Raw genomic sequence first — 23,561 nt, 5'->3', positions numbered from 1 at the left:
TCCACAGCGTACAAAACCAAGACGCTGGGATCTCAAAACAGGCTTCAGTCAAGCACGTGCGCTTGCGAGCCACCGGCAATCATGCAACTTAGCGCATAGGTTGAGAATGTTGTCTAGGCCGGAAAATCACACTTGCGCAAAAATTTACTGCAGTTGGAAGATCTTTAATCAGACGAAGGGCTTGGGCCAACAATGGTCGAGGAGTAGCGTTCCAGTCATGCCTAGCAATCCCCGCTTGCTGGCTATGTAATCTGGAGGTGGTCCATGCTGCTGCACTCTCTCATTTCACAGTTGCGCTCTCCTCATCGAATCGATCCGGGATCGTCAGCGAACTCGATACCAATTCGCTCATCGTCGACAATGAGCGACCGAAGAGCGGCGCTTCACGCATAAAAAAGGGTGCCCGAGGACACCCTTTTTATTGTTACGTCAAACCCCAACAGGATTCGCCTTCTCAGGATCAATCTTGTACTGCTTGATCGCCCGGGCCACATCCTTACCCGTCATCTTGCCATCCTTCGCCAGTGCAGCAATCGCCGCATGCGCGATGTAGTAGCGGTCGACCTCAAAGAACCGGCGCAGATTCGCACGCGTATCCGAGCGACCGAACCCATCCGTGCCGAGCACGCTGTAGGTCATCGGGACGAAGGCGCGGATCTGGTCGGCGAACAGGCGCACGTAGTCGGTGGCGGCAATTGCCGGGCCCTGGCGGCCTTCCAGCAGCTGGGTGACGTAGGGCTTGCGCTGTTCGGCCTCCGGGTGCAGGCGGTTCCAGCGCTCGGCGGCGAAGCCGTCGCGGCGCACTTCGTTGAAGCTGGGGCAGGACCAGATGTCGGCGGTGACGCCGAAGTCCTTGTCCAGCAGCTCGGCTGCGGCAATGGCCTCGCGCAGGATGGTGCCGCTTCCCAGCAGCTGCACGCGCAGCTCGCCCTTCTTGGGCTTGCCGGCGTCCTTCAGCAGGTACATGCCCTTGATGATGCCCTCGGCTGCGCCGTCCGGCATGCCGGGGTGGGCGTAGTTCTCGTTCATCAGGGTGATGTAGTAGTACTCGTCGATCTGGTCTTCCATCATCGCCTTCATGCCGTGCTGCATGATGACGGTGACTTCGAATCCGAAGGTCGGGTCGTAGCTACGCACGTTCGGGATGGAGCCGGCGATGACCTGGCTGAAGCCGTCTTCGTGCTGCAGGCCTTCGCCGTTGAGCGTGGTGCGGCCGGCGGTGCCACCGAGCAGGAAGCCACGCGTGCGCATGTCCGCTGCCTGCCAGGCGATGTCGCCCACGCGCTGGAAGCCGAACATGGAGTAGTAGATGTAGAACGGCAGCATCGGCACGTCGGAGACCGAGTAGCTGGTACCGGCGGCCATCCACGAGGCGATGGCGCCCGGCTCGCTGATGCCCTGCTGCAGCACCTGGCCGGTCTGGTCTTCGCGGTAGTACATCAGCTGGTCGGCATCGACCGGCTTGTACTTCTGGCCGAACGGGGCATAGATGCCGATCTGGCGGAACATGCCTTCCATACCGAAGGTGCGCGCCTCATCGGCCACGATCGGCACGATGCGCGGGCCCAGTTCCTTGTCGCGCAGGGCGATGTTGAGGCTCTGCACGAACGACATGGTGGTGGAATAGCTGCGCTCGCCGCTGTCCTTGAGCAGGCGCTCGAACTTGTCGAGCGTGGGCGCCACGAACGACTTGCTGGCCTTGGGACGGCGCGACGGCAGGAAGCCGCCCAGCACGTTGCGGCGCTCCTTGAGGTACTGCACTTCCGGGGAATCTTCGCCGGGGTGGTAGAACGGCACCTGGCCGTCTTCCAGCTGGGCGTCGGTCACCGGGATGTTGAAGCGGTCGCGGAAGTGCTTGACCGCCGCGTCGTCCAGCTTCTTGGTCTGGTGGGTGGGGTTGAGCGCCTCACCGGCCGAGCCCATGCCGTAGCCCTTGACCGTCTTGGCCAGGATCACGGTGGGCATGCCCTTGGTGTTCACGGCCTGGTGGTAGGCGGCGTACACCTTGTGCGGGTCATGGCCGCCACGGTTCAGGCGCCAGATGTCGTCGTCGGACAGGCCGGCGACCATGGCCGCGGTCTCCGGGTACTTGCCGAAGAAGTTGGCGCGCGTGTAGGCGCCGCCGAAGGCCTTGCAGTTCTGGTATTCGCCGTCGACGGTTTCCATCATCAGCTTGCGCAGGACGCCGTCGGTGTCCTTGGCCAGCAGCGCGTCCCAGTAGCCGCCCCAGAGCAGCTTGATGACGTTCCAGCCGCCGCCACGGAACACGCCTTCCAGTTCCTGGATGATCTTGCCGTTGCCGCGCACCGGGCCGTCCAGGCGCTGCAGGTTGCAATTGACCACGAAGATCAGGTTGTCCAGGCCTTCGCGGCCGGCCAGGGCGATGGCGCCGAGGGTTTCCGGCTCGTCGCTCTCGCCGTCGCCGATGAAGCACCATACCTTGCGGTCGGACTTCTCGATCAGGCCGCGGTTTTCCAGGTAGCGCATGAACTGCGCCTGGTAGATGGCGGCCAGCGGGCCCAGGCCCATCGACACGGTGGGGGTCTGCCAGAACTCGGGCATCAGCCACGGGTGCGGGTAGGAGGAGATGCCCTGGCCGTCCACTTCCATGCGGAAGTTGTCCAGCTGGGCCTCGCTGATGCGGCCTTCCAGGAAGGCGCGGGCGTACACGCCCGGGGCGCTATGGCCCTGGATGAACAGCAGGTCGCCCGGGTGCTGGTCGCTGGGCGCGCGCCAGAAGTGGTTGAAGCCCACGTCGTACAGCGTGGCGCTGGAGGCGAACGAGGCGATGTGGCCGCCCAGGTCGCCCGGCTTGCGGTTGGCCCGCACGACGGTGGCCATGGCGTTCCAGCGGATGATCGAGCGGATCTTCCACTCCAGCGCGGAGTCGCCGGGGTTCTTGGCCTCGTTGGCCGGTGCGATGGTGTTGACGTACTCGGTGGTGGGCGAGAACGGCAGGTAAGCGCCGGCGCGGCGGGTCTGTTCGACCATGCCTTCCAGCAGCTGATGGGCGCGCTCCGGGCCTTCGACGTCGATGACGGCCTTGATCGATTCGAGCCACTCCTGCGTCTCAAGCGGGTTCGGATCGTTGTGCAGCACTTCGTTCAACCAGTTCATTAGCGCTCCCGGGGGGACACACCCCGCGGGTGTGTCGACATCGTGAATTCGTGAACCCCCAAGTGTACCGCACGCACCTGTTGCCATTCCTCGCTACGGGTGCGTATGGAATGGGACGGTGTTGTGCGCGGGTGGGGTACCGGTGCCGGCTGGGACGACGATCCGGTGCAGCGGGCGCTGCCGGTATACGACCAAAGGATAAGGGCCGCCGGCCGGAATGGACCGACACGCATACCCGTAGGAGCGCACCCGGGCGCGAGACGCGTTACCGGCAAAGCCCTGTCGCGCCCGGGTGCGCTCCTACGCCTGGCGCCCCGTAGGAGCGCACCTGGGCGCGAGGGGCGTTACCGGTAAAGCCCGTCGCGCCCGGGTGCGCTCCTACGGCGGCGGGCGGGTCAGAACGCTTGTAGCGCTTCGGTCAGTTGGCCGTTGTTGTTGACCGCGCCCATGGTGTAGCCCTGCCAGCCGGGGTAGGCGTTGGGCTCCCAGTAGAAGATGCCGAGCACGCGCGATCCGATGGCGCTGCTGCGGCTGAGCAGGTTGGTGAGCATGGCGCGGGTGGTGGCGGCCTGCTGCCAGTCCATGCCGACCTCGGCCACGATCACGTCGCTGCCGTAGCGGGAGATCATGTCGCGCATGTTGGTGTCCAGGCGGTTGTTGTAGTCCTGCCAGCTGCCGACCGGCGGGTAATGCGACATGCCGATGACGTCCCACTTGCCGCCGGCCGAGCGCAGGTTGTCGAAGAACCAGCGGAAGTTGGCGTTGTCGTAGCCGTTGGCCAGGTGCACGATGACCTTGGCGTTGGGGTACACCGCCTTGGTGGCGTTGTAGCCGCTATTGATGAACTGGCCCAGCGTGGCGAAGTTGGGCGTCTTGCCCTCGTTCCACAGCATGCCGCTGTTGATCTCGTTGCCCACCTGCACCCAGCTGACGGTGATGCCGTTGTCCTTGAGGTATTTGAGGATGCCCAGGGTGTGGCTGTAGACATCGGTATTGAGCTGGGCGACGGAGTGGCCCGCCCAGGCCGCTGGCTTGGTCTGCTTGCCGGGGTCGGCCCAGCTGTCGCTGTAGTGGAAGTCGATCATGATGCGCATGCCCTGCGCGGCGGCGCGTTTGGCCTTGTCCAGGGTGTCGCGGCCATCGTTCCAGCCGCCGGACGGGTTGACCCACACGCGCAGGCGGATGGCGTTGCCGCCCACATCCTTGAACAGCTTGATGAAGTCGGTGGTGTTGCCGGCCGCATCGCGAAACACCTGCGGCGGGTTGGCCGCGGCCTGCTGGTTGAGCCAGCTGACATCGGCGCCCTTGGCGATGCCCTGCGCACCGGCGCCGGCGCTGAGGCCACCCAGCAGCAGCACCAGTAGCAAACGGTGGTACCCCTTGCGAAAAACGTGCATGAACCCTCTCCCTTGATCGATGGATGTCGCGCCACGTGGCGCCCTGCCTGATCCCCCTGAATTCGCCGCATGCCTGTGGCGATGTGGCGCTGCCCGCAGCAGCCAGACACGCCGCGAAACGGTGGCGATTGCAGCACGGCGGCGCAATGCGGTCGCGCTCGCTATAGCTGCTGCGTGGTTGCGGCATATCTCGCGGCGGCAAACACCTTGCGCCAGCGAACTGGCGATATTTTCGCCAGCGCATTGTTGTGCGGGTGCAACAGAAAACCGGCGCGATAGTGCGCAGCGGGTCTGTTACTGGCGATCGGTCGCTGAGGTGACAGGCGTGGTCGACTGTTAGGGCAGCACAAGCAGACCTGGGCTCGATGCGATGCGGTGCGGCGACGTGCTGTGGGCCTCCCGGCACCGGGGCGCGTTGCTGGAAGCGCACACCATCGCCGTACGCACGCCACTCACCGCTCACCGCGCGCTGCGGCTGCGGCTGCGGCTGCGGCTGCGGCTGCGGCTGCGGCTGCGGCTGCGCTGTGACTGCGGATGCGTGACTGCGGATGCGTGGCTGTGGCTGTGGCTGTGGCTGTGGCTGTGGCTGTGGCTGACAGCTGATTCTGGAACGACCACCCTGGCTCGATCACCGTCACCGGCGCTACGCGGCAAGCTGCGATTCCAGCTCGACAGCAGCAGCCCGACGGGTGAAGACTGCCCGCCTTCCAGCTGCCCTGCCCGCTCAGCGCACTCGACACGCTCGCGTCCATGGCTCGGCAGCGACCGAAACGAAAAACGCCGGGCAAGCCGGCATTTTTTCTGTGCACCACGCGATCGCGGCAGTTGGCGGATCGAAGCGTCGCCGCGTCAGGCCTGCGGGTCGGGCGCAGTCACCGCATCAAGCGCGACTACCAGCGCGTAGCGAGCGGCCGTCAGATGGTGCGAACGGCGCACCCGGCACTGCAGTGAACCATTGGTCCATGCCGATTCCGGACAAGGGCTGCGCCCACCTGACGGCTGCGCAGCCGTTTTGTCGACCGCTCCGCGCTCATGCATGCCTGAGCGCACTCAGCCCAGCGCGCGTGCGCCCTGCTGTTGTTGCTGGGTCTGGGTTTGCTGCTGCTCCAGCGCCAGCGACTGGCGTGCGGCATTGTCGGCCACGCGCTGGCTGCTCTGCTCCAGCGGGGTGTTCATCGCGGTCATGGTTTCCACGCTGACGCGCAGCTGCGCGGGGTCGTCCACGCGGCCCTGCACGGCGAAGGTGCGTGCGGCATCGGGGCTCATCATCACCGCGTCGATGCGCTGGCCACCGGCGGCGTGCATTTCCGAGGCGAGCGAGCCGGACAACTGGGCGCTCTGCTGGTCGGGCGCGCGCCCTGCACGTGCGTCCTGTGCGTGCACGCCACGCTGCGCGTCCTGGAACAGGGCGTTGCCCACATGCCCCGATTGGTCGATACGCAGCGAGGTGTGCTCGTTGCCATGCTCGCGTGCGTCGCGCTTGGCAGGCTCGCCCGGAGCGAGCGGGCCGCGGATGGCGTCGATGGCGTCCTGGCCGAGGCCGCGCGCGCTGCGCGTCAGGATGGTGGTGCCGGTGCGCAGCCCGTCCACATCGCTGCGGTATTCGTCGATCATGCGCGCGTTCTTTTCGGCAAGCGGACGCGCGTTGGGGTCGGTGAGCGCCGAATGCTCGCCCAGGAAGTTGCCTAGCTTGTGCGCGCCCAGCGAACCGCCGGCCGCCACCAGCGGGTAGTCGGGAATCAGGAAATTGGCCTTGCTGTTGCTGTAGCCGGCGCCGCTCAACGTGGCGATTTCATCCGGCTTGGCGTAGATGCGCACCTGCCCGAAATGCGGCGAGGCCGCGCTGACCGGGTCCGACGCCATCACGTGGTTGATCACGCTGTTGCCGCCTTCGGGAATGCGGTAACTCAGGCTGGCTGCACCGTAGGCGTTGAAGGTTTCGCCCTTGAGGTCGTAGTGGTGCGCGGAGACCTGCGCAAGCGCACCACCCAGGGAGTGGCCGGTGACGGTGACTTCGGGAGTGCGCCCCTCTTCCTTACCAAGCTCCTTTGCGTAGCCCAATGCGTTCTTGGTCAGCGCCAACGCATCTGCTGCTTGCGGGTTGGTCCGCGAGGTGACCATCTTCGCATCGGTGAGAACATCATTGACTGCGCCTTCGGTGCCTCGATGCGCAACTACGATCTCGCCACTGCCTTCGCGACGATAGATGGTGCCTTGATAGCCGTTGGACTTGTTGTTGACGTGCTCGAGAACGGCGTAACGCTGCCCTTCAATCGTGACGACTTCTTCCTGGCCAGGCGCGCGCCGACCTACCGCACGATCCTTGTAAACATCCTCCGACAAGCCAGCGTACTGTTGAGATGGGATGGTCATGGCGCAACTTCCTTGGCAGCCAACGTGATGGTGAAGAGCTTGTCGCGAATTTCTGGCTTGAATTCTTCAGCGTTGTGCTTCCCCATGTCCGGGAAATCACTCATCTCTGAACGCGGATAACGCTCGCTCCAGTAATACTCAGTAGACGCCTGCTGCGCCTGCACCGTCTTGCCTTCGATAAACGACAGGAAGCGGGTCTCTTCCTCTGCACCGGTGGCCTTCAGCAGCACGCTGGCACCACTGAATTCCCAGTGGCAGACGCCGCGACCGTAATAGTCCTCGTCCTGCATCAGGTCCAGATAGACGGTGCCGCGGTACTCGGTGTCGGAGATCTTCTTGAGTGCGAAGTCTTCCTGGCTGGTGATGCGCCCGGCGGTGCCGGTTTCGGGCTGGATCTTGCCGCATTCGGCTTCGTTGCTGACGTCGTACTGCGCCGCGCCCTGCACCAGGCCGAAGGCGCCGGGCGCCTTGTCCAGCGTCAGCGTGACCTCGTAGGCCTTGCGCGGGTTGGGATTCAACTTGGCAAGGCCGCGGCCACCGGCCTCGACGTCGGCTTCTGCGGCGGCCTCGGTTGCGGGGGATTGGGTCTGGGTCATGCTGGTCTCCGGGGCGTTACAGGCCGTAAGCAAAAGGGCCAGCAGGCTCGGGGTCAGAATCTGGCGCAAGGCCGGCCTCCATGGCGATAGGGGGAGTCAATCTAGTTTGCTTGACCCGCTGGGGTCAATTTACGGCAGCTGAGGATGAGGCGGCCGTGAGCCGGTTGCCGGCGGCCGCAAAACTGCCATGATCGGGGCCATCCGCCACCACGGAAGCGCGCCATCGCCACGGGTCCCACATCGCCAGCCGACAGCGTGGCCGTCACCCCGCGGGTGCACTGGCGGCACAGCCTGCGCATGCGCGTGTTGCTGGCCGCCACCGCGGTGCTGGTGGTGTTGCTGGTGTTGCTGGGCACGGTGTTCTACCTGGGCGCACGCGCCGAGCTGGTGGAGGCGGCGCGCACCGAGGTGGATGGCCTGACCGAGCAGACCGCACGCAGCCTGGCGGCGATGCTGGACTCGGTGCAGGTGAGCGGCCGCACGCTGGCGGCCAGCAGCAGCGCGGTGGGGCTGCAGCCGTTCAATCTGCGCGCGCTGCTGCTGGCCACGCTCAGCGGCGACCCGGATATCGGTGCGGCGCGGTTGATCATCGAGCCGCGCACGCAGAAGGCGCGCGACACCGGGTTTGTCTGGTACGTGCATCGCGATGGCACGCGCGTGCTGGAGAAATCGGTGCAGGACCTGGGCTACGACTACCGCGCGATGCCGTGGTATCTGCGCACCCAGCGCGAAGGACGCGCGTGGTGGTCAGAGCCGTACCTCAACACCAATGGCGGCAATGCGCTGTACACCAGCTACAACCTGCCGTTGCACCGCCCGGGCGATGCGGTGGATGCCGCACCGGTGGGCATGGTCAGCGTGGACCTGCCGCTGCAGCACCTGCGCGAGATCATCGACCAACTGCCGCGCGACATCGGCATCCAGCCGATGCTGCTGTCGCCCGAAGGCATGCTGGTGTTCAGCCCCGACCCGGCGCTCAACCTGCGTTACACGCTGGAGCGTTACGTGGCGCATTCGCGGCCCGACCTGTTGCCGTTGCAGCGCGCGGTGGCGGCAGGCCAGCCGATCTCGTTCGCGCACACCGCGCCGGATGGCGAGCGCTTTTTGACCCATAGCGCGGCGGTGGGGCGCAGCGGCTGGACCTTCGTGCTGTCCGCCTCGGAAGGCTATGTGCTAGCGGGCCTGAACTGGCTGGCCGCGTGGGTGGCGCTGGCGGCGTTGCTGGGCGCGGTGGTGTGGTGGTGGCTGATGGGGCGGATCACGCGCAAGCTGACGCGCCCGATCGAGGAATTGACCGATACCGCCGAGCACTTTCGCCGTGGCGAATTCGCATACCCGCTGCAGCACATCGAACGCCGCGACGAGGTGGGCGTGATGGCGCGTGCGTTCGACAGCGCGCGCGATGCGATCCGCGACCACATCGCGCAGATCGGCGAGATGACCGCCGCGCGCGAGCGCATGCACAGCGAGCTGCAGATTGCGCGCGAGATCCAGCAGGCGATGCTGCCCTCCGGGCGCACCTTCGACCGCGCCAGTTCGCATCTGGAAACCTGCGCCTGGCTGGAGCCGGCCAAGGCGGTGGGCGGCGACTTCTACCATTTCGTCGAGACCGAGCCGGGGCTGCTGTGGTTTGTGGTGGGCGATGTGTCCGACAAGGGCGTGCCGGCCGCCTTGTTCATGGCGCGCGCGGTGAGCGTGCTGGAAATCGCCGCGCGCCGGCATACGCGCCCGGACAGCATCCTGATCGCCGCCTCCACGCGGCTGGCCGAAAACAACGACACCTGCATGTTCGCCACTGTGCTGTGCGGGGTGATCAACGTGGTGAGCGGCGACTACTGGCTGGCCAGTGCCGGCCATGAGCCGCCGGTGCTGATCGACATCGATGGCAGCGCGCGGCCGTTGCCGCTGGACACCGGCGCGCCGCTGGGGATCGAGCCGCAGGTGGCCTACCCGGTGCTGCAGGGCCGCATGAGCGCCGGGCAGACGTTGCTGGGCTATACCGACGGGGTGACCGAGGCGATGGATGAGCAGGGCGCCAGCTATGGGCTGGAGCGCCTGCTCGGCGCCTTGCGGCCACGCCGTAGCGCAGCGGCGCAGTGCAAGGCGGTGATCGCCAACATCGCCCACTTCACCGGCCAGGCCGACCCGTACGACGACATCACCCTGCTGGCGATCCGGCTGCGCCAGGAGCATGCTGGGCGGGTCGCAGACGCTGGCCGGGACGCACCCGGAAAGGCAACGACCTGATGAAGCTCGACCTGGCCATCGCGCCCTCGCTGGCCCAGCTGGCCGGCGCCAACGACGCGCTGGAACACTCGCTCACGCTGGAAGGCCTGCACGCCGAGCGCATCGGCCAGGTGCGGCTGATCGTGGAAGAGCTCGGCTGCAATGCGCTCACCCACGGCCAGTGCGCCGAGCAGCCGCTGCGCCTGCAACTGCAGCTGGACCCGCAGGCGCTGGTGCTGGAGATGCACGACCCCGGCAGTGCGTTCGACCCGACCACCGCCGCGATGCCGGACCTGAGTGCCGAGCTCGACGAGCGCGCGATCGGCGGGCTGGGGCTGTTCCTGGTGCATCAGTTCGCCGATCACATCGACTACCGCCGCGATGGTGCATACAACGTGGTGCGCGTCACCCTGCTCCACCCGTACGCCCCCGTCCCCGAGGCACTGTCATGACCACGCTCGCCATCCAGATCGACCCGCCGCAGGACACCCGTCAACGCGTCATCCTGACCGGGCGCCTGGACACCCACACCTACCAGGATCTGGACGCGGCGCTGTCGCCGCTGCTGGGCACCCTGATCACCACGCTGGTGCTGGACCTGACCGCGCTGGAATACATCTCCAGCGCCGGCATCCGCTGCATCTTCAAGGCGCGCAAGGCACTGGCCACGCGCCAGGGCAAGGTGCTGGTGACCAACCCGCAGCCGCAGATCCGCAAGGTCTTCGACATGGTCAAGGCAGTGCCGCTGAGCGATGTCTTTGCCTCCACCGAAGAGCTGGATGCCTACCTGGCGGCGATGCAGCGCAAGGTCATCGAACAGCATGCGCAAGGCGATACGCCGATCGTGCCGCATTTCGCCGAGGCCTGAGCGCGGCCAGCGCCGCACCGCGAACCGACGCCGGCTGGATGTAGACGGCGCGCTCGGCAGAAGGACACGAGAGGTGCATGCCGCCCCTGGCATCGGACGCGCGCCTGCCTGGCGATGCGCGCAGTGGTTGTGCCGATCGCATTGCGGCGCCACCTCGCCTGCACGCACATCGGTGGCGTGTTTGCGTACGGCGTGTGCGCGGCAGTGGTTAGGCTATGACGCCCTGATCCCTGCGTTGCAATGCCCAAGCTGATCATCTTCGATTTCGACGGCACCCTGGCCGACTCGTTCGGTTTCTTTCTGAGCACGCAGCGCGTACTGGCCGAGCGGCACGGCTTCCGCGCCGCGCAAGCGCATGAAGTGGACGCCGCACGCCGCCTGAGCACCCGCCAGCTGCTCAAGCAATCGGGCCTGAGCAGCTGGCGCATCCCGCTGGTGGCCGCCGACTTCATCCGCCTGATGCGTGCTGCCCCGCCGATGGCCTTGTTCGACGGCATTGCCGAGGTGCTGCAGACCCTGCACGACCGCGGCACCTGCCTGGCCCTGGTGTCTTCCAACTCGGTGGAGAATGTGCAGCGCGCGCTGGGCGAGGAGCTGAGCGCGAAGTTCGCAGTGATCGACGGCGGTGCGCATCTGCTGGGCAAGCAGCGCGCCTTGCGTCGCGTGTTGCGCAGCACCGGGCATACCGCAGCGCAGGCGGTGTACGTGGGCGATCAGGTCGCCGACTGGGAGGCGGCGCAAGCGGTGGGCTTACCGTTTGCTGCAGTGGCCTGGGGCTATGCGCATCCGGAGGCGTTTGCGGGATTGGCGGGCGCGCGGTTGATCGAACGCGTGGATGACTTGCTTGCGTTGGGCGGGGAATAGGCGGCGGGGATTGGGGATTCGCAAGAGCGAGAAGCGTCCCGGTGCTGCGTGCGCACGTACCCTCATCCGCCCTTCGGGCACCTTCTCCTGATGGGAGACGGGATGTGCGATCTCGGTGCGCGAGGTGATGCGCCCGGACAGCGCCGACTGCTAGACCCCACCCACCCTCGGTAATGGTGCCGGCACGTTCAACATGCCGCCCGCTGCCACGTACGCCGCCAAGGCCTGGCCCTGGCTCAGCAGATGCCCGTGCATCGTGCGCTCTGCGCCTTCGGCGTCACCGCGGCGTACGCACGCCATCAGCTCGCGGTGCTCGGCCAGCGACTGCGCCATGCGCCCGGGCGTCAACAGCTGCCGGCCGCGGTGCATCTTGAGGATGCGGTGCAGATCGTGGGTGACGCGGATCAACCACGGATTGCCGGCGTACTGCTGTACGGTCTCGTGGATCAGGTAATTGTTGCGGTAGTACTCGGCCAGGTCGCCAGCGGTGGCGGCAGCTTCCATTGCCGCGTGCAGCTCTTCCAGGCGTTGCACACCGGCTGCGTCGATGCGCTTGACCGCATCGTGCGCGCAGCGGCCTTCCAGCATCGCCATCACCGGGAACAACTGGTTGAGGTCTTCCAGCGTCAGCCGCGTGACCCGGCTGCCGCGGCCGGCGTCCAGCTGCACCAGGCCTTCGGCGGCGAGCAGCTTGAGGCTCTCGCGCAGCGGGGTGCGGCTGATGCCGAGTTCCTCGGCCAGCGCCGGCTCGTCGATCCATTCGCCCGGCGGCAGCGCGTAGTCGTAGATCTTCTGGCGCAGGCGCTCGGCCACTTCCTCGTACAGCGGTACGCGCTTCTTGGCGTTGCGCGAATCAGGGGCGAGGGTCATGGCAGGCGGGTCATCGATGCTGGCGTGGGGGCGCCCATTCTACCGGGGCACCCCAATGCCCTGCCGGACACGGGCCGGATCACAGCCAGCCCGGCACCACGAACAGCAGCCAGGCCACCAGCGGCCCCAGCAACACCACCAGCCCGCTGTAGACCAGAAAGCGGCGGAACAGCGCGTCGCGTTCTTCCTTGGCGGCCGAGGCCACCACCAACGCACCATTGGTGGAGAACGGGCTGACATCGACGATGGTGGACGACACCGCCAGCGCGCAGATCACCCCGGCCGCACCGAGCTGGCCCTGCATCAGGAACGGCACCGCCAGCGGGATGGTGGCGCCCAGCACCGCCGCCGACGAGGCGAATGCGGAAACGATGCCGCCGACGTAGCAGACCAGCAGCGCCCCCAGCAACGGCATGCCGATATGCGACACGCCGGTGCCGATGTAGTCCACCGCGCCGGCCTTTTCCAGCACCGCCACGTAGGTAACCACGCCGCTGATCAACAGCACCGTGGACCAGCTGATGCCGTCCACCGCGCCCTTCTGCGCGCTGGGCGAGATCAACGCCAGCGCCACCGCCACGGTGATCGAGACCAGGCCGACGTTGAGGTTGTAGACCAGCGCGGCGATGCCCAGGCCGAGCAGGCCGACCAGCGTGATCACCCGATCGCGCGTGATGGCGACCGCCTCCAGCGCGAGCGGATTGGTCGACAGGGTGCCGCCACCGGCGGCCACCAGCGAACCATGCCCTTCGATCGCGAACGGGCGCTTGGAGGCCTGGTCGTCGGCCACCGCCACATACTGCGCATCGGCCAGCGACACCTCCTGCCGGCGCATCAGCTTGAGCCCGCCGAAGGCGCAGAAGCAGATGATCGCCATCATCAGGTTGAAGCCCAGGCTGGTGAGGAACACCGCCATCTCGGTGACGTCCAGCCCGGCCTTTTCCACCACCTTGTTGGTGATGCCGCCATACACGCTGATCGGCGAAAAGCCGCCGCCCTGCGCGCCATGGATCACCAGCAGGCCCATCATCAAGGGATTAATGCGGTACTGCTTGGCAAAGCGCAGCGCCACCGGGCCGATGATGGCCACCGCCGCCGGCCCGAGCGCACCGAAGGCGGTGAGCAGGCCGGTGATGACGAACATCACCCAGGGAATGGCGACGATGCGCCCGCGCACCGCGCGCACCGCCCAGTGCACCAGCAGATCGATGGTGCCGTTCTTCTGCGCGATGGCGAACAGATAGGTGATGCCGACCAGGGTCAGGAACAGGTCGCCCGGAAAGCCGGCCAGCACCTCCTTGCCGTCCAGCCCCACCCACACGCCACCGATGATGAAGGCCAGCGCGAAGGCCACCGCGCCCATGTTGATGGGCAATGCGGTGGCGACGATGAACATGATCACCAAGCCAAGAATCGTTGCAATTTGCGGGGTCATGCGCCCTCCCAGACACCTGATACGCGTACAGCACGGATGGCCACCCGCCACCCAAGGGTCACGCCGTGTGCAGCACCTGCTCAATCGTCATGCCGCGCGCTCGCATGCGGCGTTGACCCACTCGACCACCCCGTGGGTGCTCTGAAATTCGTCGACCGATCGCGCTTCGCAGCCCGGCACGCGCTCGCGCGCCATGCGCGCCAGTGCGCCACCGGGCCCCAGTTCGAGAAACACCCGCGCGCCGCGCTCGGCGGCCTGCACCAGCACCTCGGACCAGCGCACGGTCTGCGCGATCTGTGCGGCCAGCGTGTCCACCACCAGGGCCTGCGTGGTGACGGCACGCGCATCGATGCCGGCCAGCACGCGCAGCCTGGGCGCCTGCACGGCCGCGTTGTTCAATTCGATGGCGAATGCCTCGGCGGCCGTACGCAACCATGGCGTATGCGCCGGCACGCTCACCGGCAACGGCGTGACACGTGCGCCCTGCGCCTGCACTGCATCGCCCAGTGCCTGCAGCGCCGCCTGCGGGCCACCGAGCACGGCGTGGTCGTCGCCATTGACGATGGCGATGGCCGCGCCATGCGTCCGGCACAGCGCCTCCAGCGTGCGCAGCGGCAGGCCGAGTACCGCCATCAAGCCGGCATGGTCCGGGCTGGCCGCATCCATCAGGCGCGCGCGGGTGGCAGCCAGTTGCAAGCAGGTGGCGATCTCCATGCTGCCGGCAACCGCATGCGCGGCCAGCTCGCCGACGCTGTAGCCCAGCACCAGCACCGGCGTGGGCAGCTGCGCACGTAGCACCTGCCAGTGCGCCAGCGTGCCGGCGCAGACCAGCGGCTGTGCAATGGCATTGGTGTAGCGGGAGTTGTCTCCGGCCAGCGTTTGCGCCGAGGCGCCAAGCAGCTCGCTCGCGGCAGCGATTACCTCGGCCGCGGCAGGCGCATCGGCAACCCGCGCGAACATCGCGGCGTGCTGCCCACCCTGGCCGGGACAGAGCACGGCCAGGCTCATGCGGTGGCCTGCTTGCAGAACATGCTGTGCCTTGTGCGAGCGTCGCCTTCATTCGCACTGTGGGCATTTTGTTCCGTGACCAGGACAAGCACGCCGTTCACTGAGACAGTGCGAAGGGCCGCGCCGCCACACGCCTGGGTGGACGTTGCCTTCGCAGGTGCCAGTGGTCGACACAGGCTCATGCCGTCTCCTGACAGTGCAGGAACCAGGCACAGGCCAGCAGATCGGCACTGCCGCCCGGGCTCAGACGACGCGCGACAAATTGCCTGCCGATGGTGTGCAAGCATTCGCGCCACTGCGGGTGCGCAATGCCGCCATCGTCCAGAAACGCATGCGCCTGCGCCTTTGCGTAAGCCAGCCCGTCTTGCCCGCCGCGGTGCAGCAGGTTGAGATCGTCGACCTCGGCAACCAGGTGCATCAAGGTCTGCGCCAGTGCGGCCTCGCGCGTGGCGCCGCTGCGCAGTGCGCTACGCAGAGACGGCAGTGCGATCTCGCGCAGCAATGGATACCCGGCTGCGGCCTGTTCGCGCACGCCACTGATCCGGAACGCCGCGCGCACGCGCTGGCCATTGCTGCATGGATCCAGCGGCGCGGCCCGCAATGCGTCGCGCCAGACCTGTACCGCGCTGCAGACTGCTTCGCCGGCAGGGGCATGCCCGTGCACGGCACGCAAGCGCGCTGCCTGCGCAGTAAGCAGGCCCAGGCTGAAGATCGCACCGCGGTGGGTGTTGATGCCGCCGGTGGCGCGCAGCATCGCCGCTTCGGCCGCGATGCCGAGCTGGCGCAATTGCTCGAACGGCGCGTTGTCGATACCGGCCTGTGCAATCGCGACGAAGTAGCCGCGCAGGGCGAACAGGCTGCGCAGGAATGTCGACGCGTCCATATCGGCATGGCTGCCGCTGTCGAACGGCGTGACCAGGCCGGGCTTGGGCGCGCAGCCGAGTTCCGTATGCAGGGCGGCGACCGCCAGCCGACCCAGCCAATGCGCCAGTGCGCTGGCGGTGCCGGCTTTGGCATGCAATGCGTGTTGCCGGGCTGCACTGTCTTGCAGCTCGCCATGCGTGCGCGCAGCGCGCGATGGCGCATGCACGCGGTTCGAACCATCGTCTGCGGGGGCAAGGCGCAGTAGCGGCTGCGGTGGTACGTCGTGCGGTGCTGCCGGTGCCGCTGCCAGTGTCGGTGCGAGCGTCGATTCGCGATCGGCACGCACTTGGTGCGTCGATTGGCTGGCCGCATCAACCAGGGATGGTGCGATGCCCGTTTGTTTGGCTCCTGTCACTGGCCGCTGCCGCTCCACCGCGTTGCAAGGCGTCACGGAGTGCCTGGCATCGGCAATGCGTTCGACCAGCGTGCTCATGCCGCGCTCCATACCGGAAACAGCGCGCTGCGCGGCAGCAAGCGGCAGCTGTTGGGGGACTTCACCAAGACCTGTTGCGCGCTGCCGGCGTACTCGCGCCAGTTCACCGCGGTGTCGTCGGGCAGCAGCAGTTCGCCGTCTGCGCGCAGCCCGTGGCGCTGTTCCCAGCGCTGCAGCACTGTCACCACGGCCTGCGCCTGCTCGGGTGTGGCGATGGACCACAGCAGGTCCAGATCCGATTGCGCATGCACATACGCAAGCCCGGTCAGGGCCTGCCATGCGAAGCTGCCGAAGACACGCGGCTGCAGGGCGTTGGCATTGCACTGGGTCAGCAAGGCCTGCAGTGCAGGCTGCATCGCGGCGGGTGCGGCTGCGATCACGGCATCCAGCGCCAGTGGCGCGGTGCTGCGCGCAACCTCGTCCAGGCCGGCGCTCAATGCCAGGCGCTGCTTGCCTTCGTCTGGCGGCAACGGCACGCCCAGCCGCAGGCTGCCGGGTGCCTCGCTGCCGTCGCCACGCGCCACCACCGCTGGCAGCCCTTCAGCAAACCACTGCTGCAGCCGCGGCTGCGCACCCGGCGTCAGCGCTTGCCAGCGCGCGCCGGGATGCAACCACACCAGTGCGTGGCGGCCGGGCATGCTCAGCCCTCGCCCGCGGCCACGGCCGCAGCGACATCGCGCGCCAGGGTGCGCCCGCCACGCTGTGCGCCAAGTGCCCGGCGTTGATCGCCATCGCTGGGCGCGGCCAGGGCATCGCCCAGCGCCTGCGCCAGATCGCCGTCCCAGAGCGACTCCACCGTGCCCATGCGCACGTAGTTCTCCACGCCAGGCGCAAACACCGGCGAGCTCTTGCTCAGCGCCTGCAAGGTGTCCACGCTCTGCTTGGTGACGCGCGCCATCGCGCGCAGATCCATCACCCGGATCTGCGCATCCGGCAATGCGTGGATATGGTCGGCCATCAGACCGAACGACAGAAAGCCACCGCTGACCGATTCGCCATACACCAGCGTGACCAGCCGCGCGCCGCGCGTGCGCGCCAGATCCAGCGTGCGTGCCAGATGCGCGAAATAGCCGTTGATGCCGAGCAGTTCGTCACGGCGCGCCAGCCGTTGCCCGGCGGTATCGGCCAGCATCACGATCGGCCGCTGCGGGTGCGCGCGCGTGCTCGCCAATACGGTCGCCGCCAGTGCCAGCGCGTGGTCCACGCCGACTTCCAGCTTGTTGGCGGTGCCGATCACGGTGACCTCGCCCGCGGCCGTGGTGGCACTGCCGGTGAGCACATCGTCGTTGCGGGCGATGGCGTGGCCGAGCGGAAACAGCTGATCCAGCAGTTGGCTCAGTTCCATGGCGTGCTCCGGTCGGCAGTGGCGGCGAGGAAGGCGTCGGTGTCCAGCAGCGGCAGACGCTGCGCCTCGACAATGCCCTGCCGCTGCCAGATCTCCAGGCCGTCGCGGCAATCGCCATAGGCGGCGATGCGCGTGGCCAACTGCTGCTGTGCAAGTTCCAGCGCCTGCAATGCGGCCTCGCCTTCCGGCTCTGCCAGCGTGTCCAGCGCCTGCACGGCGGCCTCGGCGAATGCGGCGATGCGGTCGGCCACCAGCGTCTGCGCCTCGCCCAGCAGATAGCGGTGCTTGCCGCCGGTGACGCGCCACACCAGGGCGCGATCGCGCGCGTCGAACTCCTCCACACCGCGCACGGTTTCGATCACGTCCGGGCCGGACAGCGACAGGCGGCCTTCTTCGGACATGATCACCGCGCTGCAGCAGCGCGCCACGATGCCCATGCCGCCGAAAGCGCCGTTGCCGCTGCCGATCAAGGCCAGCACCGGCACGCCGGCGGCGCGCGTGTTCAAGGTGGCCCGCATGATTTCGGAGATGGCGATCAGGCCGGCGTTGGCTTCATGCAGACGCACGCCACCGGTGTCGAGCAGCAACATCACCGCCGCCGGTTGCGTAGCGGTGGCGCGTTCGAGCAGACCGGTGAGCTTGGCACCGTGCACCTCGCCGACGCCGCCGCCCATGAAGGCGCCTTGCTGCGCGGCGATCAGCACGTTACGCCCACGCAGCGTGCCTTCGCCGACAACGATACCGTCATCGAAGGCGCCGGGCGTGTCCAACTGGGCCAGATGCGGGCTGATCAGGCGACGACGCGGACCGACGAATTCGCGGAAGCTGCCGGCATCCAGCACGCCATCGATGCGCTCGCGCGCATCGGCCTCGTAATAGCTGCGCTCGGCCATGGGAATGGTGGTGCTCATAGATATCTCCCAACAACATGCGTAGGAGCGCACCTGGGCGCGACTGCGGCGTTACCAGGAAAGCCCGTCGCGCCCTGGTGCGCTCCTACGGGATTGCTGCGGTATGCCGGTTCGTTGTGGCGGCGCTCGGCACTATCGACAGTGGTGCTCCCGACGACGCACGTAGGAGCGCACCTGGGCGCGACTGAAGCGTTACCAGGAAAGCCCGTCGCGCCCTGGTGCGCTCCTACGGGGTGAGAGGGGTGGCTCATGCGGCGGCTCCCTGCAGGACGTCTAGCGCCTGCTCCAGGCGCAGGCTCACCACCGCTGGCGTGGCGCCGACATCGTTGATGCTGATGCGCACATCGCGCAGCGGATGGCGCGCGGCGAAATCGTCCAGCACCGCCTGCCAGATGGTGCCGAACCCGCGCGCGGCGGTGAGGATCTCGATCTCCATCGCGCCGTCCAGCGGCACGCGCTCGACCAGCACTTCCAGGTTGCCGGAGGCGACCACGCCGACCAGCGCATGGTCCAGCCCGGCGCGTGCGCCATGCTGACCATCGAAGCGATACCGCAGGGTTTCCATGCTGTGCCCCTACCAGTTGCGAAAACGTTTCGGCGGGTCGTACAACCCACCGGACCAGCGCACCAGGTCCTTGACCGTGCGCGCGGCGAGCAGGTCGCGCGTGGCATCGCGTGGCCGGATGCCCAGGTCTTCCGGCCGCTTGATGACGCCGCGATCGCGCAGGTTTTCCACCGCGCGCTTGTCGCGGCCCAGGCCGACGGCGGTGTAACCGGACACGCCGCGGATGGCCTGTTCGCGCTCTTCGGCGCTGCGGCACAGCAACAGATTGGCGATGCCTTCTTCGGTCAGCACGTGGCTGACGTCGTCGCCGTAGATCATCACCGGCGGCAGTGGCATGTTGGCGCGCTCGGCCAGCTCCCAGGCATCGAGCCTGTCGACGAAGGCCGGCGCCATGTGCTCGCGGAAGGTTTCCACCATCTGCACCACCAGCTTGCGTCCGCGCGGCATCTCGCCGGGACGCGCCGCCTCGCGCCCGGCCTTGAGCCAGGCGTCGCTGGCGTGCCGGCGGCCGCGCGCATCCGAGCCCATGTTGGGCGCGCCGCCGAAACCGGCGATGCGGTCGCGCGTGGCGGTGGAGCTGTTGCCCTGCAGATCGATCTGCAGGGTGGAGCCGATGAACATGTCGCAGGCATACAAGCCGGCGGTCTGCGACAAGGCTCGATTGGAGCGCATGCTGCCGTCGGCACCGGTAAAGAAGATGTCCGGGCGCGCGGCGATGTAGGCCTCCATGCCCAGTTCCGAACCGAACGAATGCACCGAGTGCACGAAACCCGATTCGATCGCCGGGATCAGCGCCGGATGCGGATTGAGCGCCCAGTGCCGGCAGATCTTGCCTTTCAGCCCCAGCGATTCGGCATAGGTGGGCAGCAGCAATTCGATCGCGGCGGTGTCGAAGCCGATGCCGTGGTTGAGCCGGTCCACGCCGTATTCGGCGTAGATGCCCTTGATCGCCATCATCGCCATCAGCACCTGGATCTCGGAGATCTGCGCCGGGTCGCGGGTGAACAGCGGTTCGATGTAGTTGGGCCTGGGCGCCTGGGTGACGAAGTCCACCCAGTCGGCCGGGATGTCCACGCGCGGCAGCGTGTCGACGATCTCGTTGACCTGCGCAATCACGATGCCGCCCTTGAACGCGGTGGCCTCCACGATCACCGGGGTGTCTTCGGTATTCGGGCCGGTGTAGAGATTGCCGTGGCGGTCGGCGGCCTGCGCGGTGACCAGCGCGATGCGCGGGGTCAGGTCGATGAAATAGCGGCCGAACAATTCCAGGTAGGTGTGGATGGCGCCGATCTCGATGCGGCCCTCGCCGACCAGCCCGGCCAGGCGCGCGGCCTGCGGGCCGGAGAACGAGAAATCCAGCCGCTTGGCGATGCCGCGCTCGAACACGTCCAGATGCGCGGGCAGCGACAACACCGATTGCACCATGTGCAGGTCGTGCACGCGCGCCGGGTCCACCTCGGTGAGGCAGCGCGCCAGGAAGTCGGCCTGCTTCTGGTTGTTGCCTTCCAGGCAGACGCGGTCGCCGGGTTCGATCACCGCCTCCAGCAGCGCCACCACATCGTCGGCGGCCACCACGCGCCCCTGCGGCGCCAGTGCTGCGGCGCGCTGCAGGCGCTGGCGCCGGCTTTCGGCCTGGGTGTCCCACTGTCGACTCATGCGTCTGCCTCACCGGGCCAAGCCCGTAATGTCGAAGTAATTACATCGTAATTATGGAAGCCAACTGTGTCTAGCCGCGTTGCAGCATGGGAGGCAGGGATGTCCAGGCCGGTCAGCCGGGCGACAGGCAGGCGCTTGCGGACCAGCACACTTCGATATATCTTTTCGCCATACTTCGATATATCGAATGACGATGCGCTCCCGCCACGACGACCTGCCGAGCGAGCTCGATCCATCCGCAGCGCCCAGTGCGACGCGCCGTGGTGGCGCCGGGCGCGCACGGCCGCTGGAACATGGCGACCTGCGCTTGCTGCTGCTGGCGTTGATCGAGCAACAGCCGCGCCATGGCTACGAGTTGATGCGGCAGATCACTGCGCTGTTCAAAGGCCTGTACACGCCCAGCGCGGGCGCCATCTATCCGGCACTGGCGCAGCTCGAAGCCGATGGCTGGGTGCAGACCGCGCTGGACGAAGGACGCAAGCGCTACCAGGTCACCGCCTCCGGCCGTACGTATGCGGCGCAGCACCGCGACGCACTGGATGCGGCGCTGGCCCGCACCCACCGCCGCGCGCGCGAGCTGATCAAGGCACAGACCCCGGCGCCGATTCGCGAGGCCATCCACCGCATCAAGCACGGTCTGTTTGCGCGGCACGGGCAATGGACGGATGCAGAAACCACACGCATTGCCGCGCTACTCAACGCCGCCGCTGACGGCATGGAGCGCGACGACGGCTGAGTACGTCTATCGCCGTGATCCGAAGCCAACCGATACCGGTTTGAATGCGCCTTGCGGCAGTGACGCGTCATCGCAGTGGTTGCGTTGCGCGGCGTCAGTGGCATGCATGCATTGCTGTCCCTGCGCTGTTCCGCGATTTGATCAGCGTGTCGCTGCAAGACATCGACCTTGCTTGGTTGGCAGATGCACGCGGCTTCGCCCGTACCCGCATCCGCCCCTGTGGGGCACTTTCTCCCGATGGGAGAAGGGTGAGCAACAACCGCTGTTCTTTGCCAGCTCGCTGGCTAGATCGTCGCATCACCGTTTGCAGTCACTCCCCCGCCGCGCATCTGCGCGCCACATCCAGGAATAGCACTACATGGCCATCCACACCCACACCCAACTCCGCCGCGATCCGCGCCTGCGCTCCGTGCAGGTGGTGCGCTGCGAATCGCTGACGCCGCAGATGCGCCGCATCGTGTTCGGCGGCGAACTTGCCGGCTTTCAGAGCGAGGCACCGGACGATCACGTCAAGCTGCTCTTCCCTAATGCCGATGGCGCCTTCGTGCTGCCGACGATGACGCCGGACGGCCCGCGCTATGCCGAAGGCGCGCTGCCCTCGCCCGGCCGCGATTACACCCCGCGCGCATTCGATCCGCAAAGCGGCGAGCTGAGCATCGACTTCGTGCTGCACGGCGACGGCGTGGCCACCAGTTGGGCGGCGCAGGCACAGCCCGGCGACACGCTGAAGATCGGCGGCCCGCGCGGCTCGTTCCTGGTTGCCGACGACTACGACCACTACGTGCTGATCGGCGATGAAACCGCGCTGCCCGCGATCGGCCGCTGGCTGGAAGCGATGCCCGCCGACATGCATGCGGAGGTCTTTATCGAAATCGCCGATGCGGCCGAGCGCCAGGAACTGCTCAGTGCCGCCGAGGTGGACGTGTACTGGCTGGAACGCAATGGCTTCGATGCCGCCAGCAGCACGTTGCTGGAAGACAGCCTGCGCGATTACGAGCCGCACGACGGCGACACGTTCTACTGGATCGGCACCGAATCCATGCGCGCGCGTGCGATGCGCAAGTTTCTGGAAGAGCACATGGGCGTGGACAAGGAGTCGGTGCGCGCGAAGGGCTACTGGAAGGCGAACCCTGCTGCGGAGTGAGGCGTTGGCGTGCGCCTTGTGGCGGGCGGAGGGTGGAGCTGTCGCGGCCTGGGCCGCTCCTACAAAAGCCGGGCGGTTACGCTCAAGCAAAAGCCCGCCGATTGGCGGGCTTTTGCGTTCCGCACATCGGTGCGATCGCTCGCACCGATGCATCGACTGCGCTGCGCCTTACTTGGCAGCAGCAGCGTCACCGGCTTTGGCCTGCAGGGCTTCGGTGGTGATGCGGATCTTCACTTCGTCGCTGACGTTCGGGGCGTACTGGCCCACGCCGAAGTCGGTGCGCTTGATGGTGGTGGTGGCGTCGAAGCCGGCTGCCGGCACCTTCTTCATCGGGTGCTCGCCGGCACCGTTGAGGGTGACGTCCAGCACGACCGGCTTGGTCTGATCCTTGATGGTCAGATCGCCGGTGACGGTCAGCTTGTTGGGGCCGGCCGCTTCGACCTTGGTGCTCTTGAAGGTGGCGGTCGGGAACTTGGCCGCGTCAAAGAAGTCACCGCTCTTCAGGTGCTCGTCGAACTTGGCGGTGAAGCTGTTCAGGCCCGACAGCGGCAGGGTGACCTGCACAGTGGACTTGGTCACGTCGGCCGCGTCGTACACCAGGGTGCCGTCGACATTGCCGAAATGCGCGCTCGGGTTGGAGAAGCCGAAGTGGCTCCACTGCGCGATCACGTCGGTGTGGCTCGGATCCAGCGTGTAGGTGCCGGAGGCCACTTCCACGGCCGGCGCGGTCGAGGCGGCCGGCGCAGCAGCCGGGGCCGGGGTGGTGGCAGCGGCATCGGCCGGTGCGGTGGCGGCCGGGGTTTCAGCGGCCGGCGCGGCGGCGTTGTCGGCCGGCTTGGAGCAGGCGGCGATGGCCAGGGTCAGGGCGAGCGGCAGCAACAGTTTGTGGGTGGTCTTCATTGAAACTCCTTGAGATGAGGGACCGCATTGGATCAACGCGGATGGAACAGACGCAGACGGACGAGGACTGCAGGAAAATCGAAACGGGCGCCCGGGGCGGATTGCACAAGGCGCGGTCGTCAGGTGGTGCGGGTGGCGCGCCCCGAAGCCGGAGTGTACGTGGCTCCTGCGTGCCGGAGCGCCGGCTGCGCCT

Annotated in this window: 20 protein-coding genes and 1 other RNA gene; 6 read left to right on the top strand and 15 right to left on the bottom strand. The window is 67.1% G+C overall.

The window, feature by feature from the left end; all coding sequences use genetic code 11:
• Positions 1-429 precede the first annotated feature (429 nt).
• The 5 genes from aceE to ABQY74_RS03245 all read right to left on the bottom strand — a co-directional run bounded on the left by aceE (position 430) and on the right by ABQY74_RS03245 (position 7,483).
• Complete coding sequence (aceE, locus tag ABQY74_RS03265; protein ID WP_349793370.1) at positions 430-3,117, bottom strand: pyruvate dehydrogenase (acetyl-transferring), homodimeric type; 2,688 nt, start codon at positions 3,115-3,117, stop codon at positions 430-432.
• Between the two features lie 395 nt (positions 3,118-3,512).
• Positions 3,513-4,514: an arabinogalactan endo-1,4-beta-galactosidase gene (locus tag ABQY74_RS03260; protein WP_349793368.1), complete on the bottom strand. Its 1,002-nt coding sequence runs from the start codon at positions 4,512-4,514 to the stop codon at positions 3,513-3,515.
• 888 nt (positions 4,515-5,402) lie between these two features.
• Positions 5,403-5,478, bottom strand: a non-coding RNA gene (locus tag ABQY74_RS03255) — sX9 sRNA.
• Between the two features lie 86 nt (positions 5,479-5,564).
• Positions 5,565-6,887, bottom strand: a complete 1,323-nt coding sequence (locus ABQY74_RS03250) for an XVIPCD domain-containing protein (RefSeq protein WP_349793366.1) — start codon at positions 6,885-6,887, stop codon at positions 5,565-5,567.
• Positions 6,884-7,483, bottom strand: coding sequence for a hypothetical protein (locus ABQY74_RS03245; protein ID WP_179464996.1), 600 nt, complete (start codon positions 7,481-7,483; stop codon positions 6,884-6,886). The genes ABQY74_RS03250 and ABQY74_RS03245 overlap by 4 nt, the downstream gene beginning before the upstream one ends.
• A 297-nt stretch (positions 7,484-7,780) precedes the next feature.
• Between ABQY74_RS03245 and ABQY74_RS03240 the strand changes: the two genes are divergently transcribed.
• The 4 genes from ABQY74_RS03240 (at position 7,781) to ABQY74_RS03225 (ending at position 11,441) form a co-directional block, all read left to right on the top strand.
• Positions 7,781-9,730: a SpoIIE family protein phosphatase gene (locus tag ABQY74_RS03240; RefSeq protein ID WP_349793484.1), complete on the top strand. Its 1,950-nt coding sequence runs from the start codon at positions 7,781-7,783 to the stop codon at positions 9,728-9,730.
• Positions 9,730-10,161, top strand: a complete 432-nt coding sequence (locus tag ABQY74_RS03235; protein WP_005923812.1) for an ATP-binding protein — start codon at positions 9,730-9,732, stop codon at positions 10,159-10,161. The genes ABQY74_RS03240 and ABQY74_RS03235 overlap by 1 nt, the downstream gene beginning before the upstream one ends.
• Positions 10,158-10,577, top strand: a complete 420-nt coding sequence (locus ABQY74_RS03230) for an STAS domain-containing protein (protein ID WP_005923815.1) — start codon at positions 10,158-10,160, stop codon at positions 10,575-10,577. Before ABQY74_RS03235 ends, ABQY74_RS03230 begins: the two co-directional genes overlap by 4 nt.
• Positions 10,578-10,817: 240 nt before the next feature.
• A complete protein-coding gene (locus ABQY74_RS03225) occupies positions 10,818-11,441 on the top strand; it encodes an HAD hydrolase-like protein (RefSeq protein ID WP_349793363.1) in 624 nt (207 codons plus the stop codon).
• A gap of 150 nt (positions 11,442-11,591) precedes the next feature.
• Here the strand turns inward: ABQY74_RS03225 and ABQY74_RS03220 are convergent, their stop codons facing one another.
• The 9 genes from ABQY74_RS03220 to mdcA form a co-directional block, all read right to left on the bottom strand.
• Entirely contained in the window at positions 11,592-12,311 is a 720-nt protein-coding gene (locus ABQY74_RS03220; RefSeq protein ID WP_024937864.1) for a GntR family transcriptional regulator, read from the bottom strand.
• Positions 12,312-12,390: 79 nt separating this feature from the next.
• Positions 12,391-13,746 (bottom strand): SLC13 family permease, encoded by a 1,356-nt coding sequence (locus ABQY74_RS03215; RefSeq protein WP_024937865.1) that lies wholly within the window; start codon positions 13,744-13,746, stop codon positions 12,391-12,393.
• Positions 13,747-13,833: 87 nt separating this feature from the next.
• Positions 13,834-14,754: a malonate decarboxylase subunit epsilon gene (gene mdcH / locus ABQY74_RS03210; protein ID WP_349793361.1), complete on the bottom strand. Its 921-nt coding sequence runs from the start codon at positions 14,752-14,754 to the stop codon at positions 13,834-13,836.
• 178 nt (positions 14,755-14,932) lie between these two features.
• Positions 14,933-15,775, bottom strand: coding sequence for a triphosphoribosyl-dephospho-CoA synthase MdcB (gene mdcB / locus ABQY74_RS03205; protein ID WP_349793359.1), 843 nt, complete (start codon positions 15,773-15,775; stop codon positions 14,933-14,935).
• A gap of 332 nt (positions 15,776-16,107) precedes the next feature.
• Positions 16,108-16,749 carry a malonate decarboxylase holo-[acyl-carrier-protein] synthase gene (mdcG, locus tag ABQY74_RS03200; RefSeq protein ID WP_349793357.1) on the bottom strand — a complete coding sequence of 214 codons (642 nt, stop codon included), beginning with the start codon at positions 16,747-16,749 and terminating at the stop codon, positions 16,108-16,110.
• 2 nt (positions 16,750-16,751) lie between these two features.
• Positions 16,752-17,456 (bottom strand): biotin-independent malonate decarboxylase subunit gamma, encoded by a 705-nt coding sequence (gene mdcE, locus ABQY74_RS03195; protein ID WP_349793355.1) that lies wholly within the window; start codon positions 17,454-17,456, stop codon positions 16,752-16,754.
• Entirely contained in the window at positions 17,447-18,349 is a 903-nt protein-coding gene (locus ABQY74_RS03190; protein ID WP_180971159.1) for a biotin-independent malonate decarboxylase subunit beta, read from the bottom strand. The genes mdcE and ABQY74_RS03190 overlap by 10 nt, the downstream gene beginning before the upstream one ends.
• Before the next feature lie 265 nt (positions 18,350-18,614).
• Entirely contained in the window at positions 18,615-18,932 is a 318-nt protein-coding gene (gene mdcC, locus ABQY74_RS03185) for a malonate decarboxylase acyl carrier protein (RefSeq protein ID WP_016902872.1), read from the bottom strand.
• A gap of 9 nt (positions 18,933-18,941) precedes the next feature.
• On the bottom strand, positions 18,942-20,588 hold the full coding sequence (gene mdcA / locus ABQY74_RS03180; protein WP_024937871.1) for a malonate decarboxylase subunit alpha: 1,647 nt from the start codon (positions 20,586-20,588) through the stop codon (positions 18,942-18,944).
• 193 nt (positions 20,589-20,781) lie between these two features.
• Between mdcA and ABQY74_RS03175 the strand changes: the two genes are divergently transcribed.
• Positions 20,782-21,324 carry a PadR family transcriptional regulator gene (locus ABQY74_RS03175; RefSeq protein ID WP_039515620.1) on the top strand — a complete coding sequence of 181 codons (543 nt, stop codon included), beginning with the start codon at positions 20,782-20,784 and terminating at the stop codon, positions 21,322-21,324.
• Positions 21,325-21,682: 358 nt separating this feature from the next.
• Positions 21,683-22,468, top strand: coding sequence for a siderophore-interacting protein (locus ABQY74_RS03170; RefSeq protein WP_349793353.1), 786 nt, complete (start codon positions 21,683-21,685; stop codon positions 22,466-22,468).
• Positions 22,469-22,636: 168 nt separating this feature from the next.
• Here the strand turns inward: ABQY74_RS03170 and ABQY74_RS03165 are convergent, their stop codons facing one another.
• Positions 22,637-23,368: a YceI family protein gene (locus ABQY74_RS03165; RefSeq protein ID WP_080716308.1), complete on the bottom strand. Its 732-nt coding sequence runs from the start codon at positions 23,366-23,368 to the stop codon at positions 22,637-22,639.
• Between the last annotated feature and the right edge of the window lie 193 nt (positions 23,369-23,561).

The organism is Xanthomonas sp. WHRI 7064 (genome assembly GCF_040202355.2).
Taxonomy (GTDB): Bacteria; Pseudomonadota; Gammaproteobacteria; order Xanthomonadales; family Xanthomonadaceae; genus Xanthomonas; species Xanthomonas arboricola.
The sequence above is the reverse complement of the archived record's forward strand: the minus strand, read 5'-3'. Positions and strand labels throughout refer to the sequence as shown.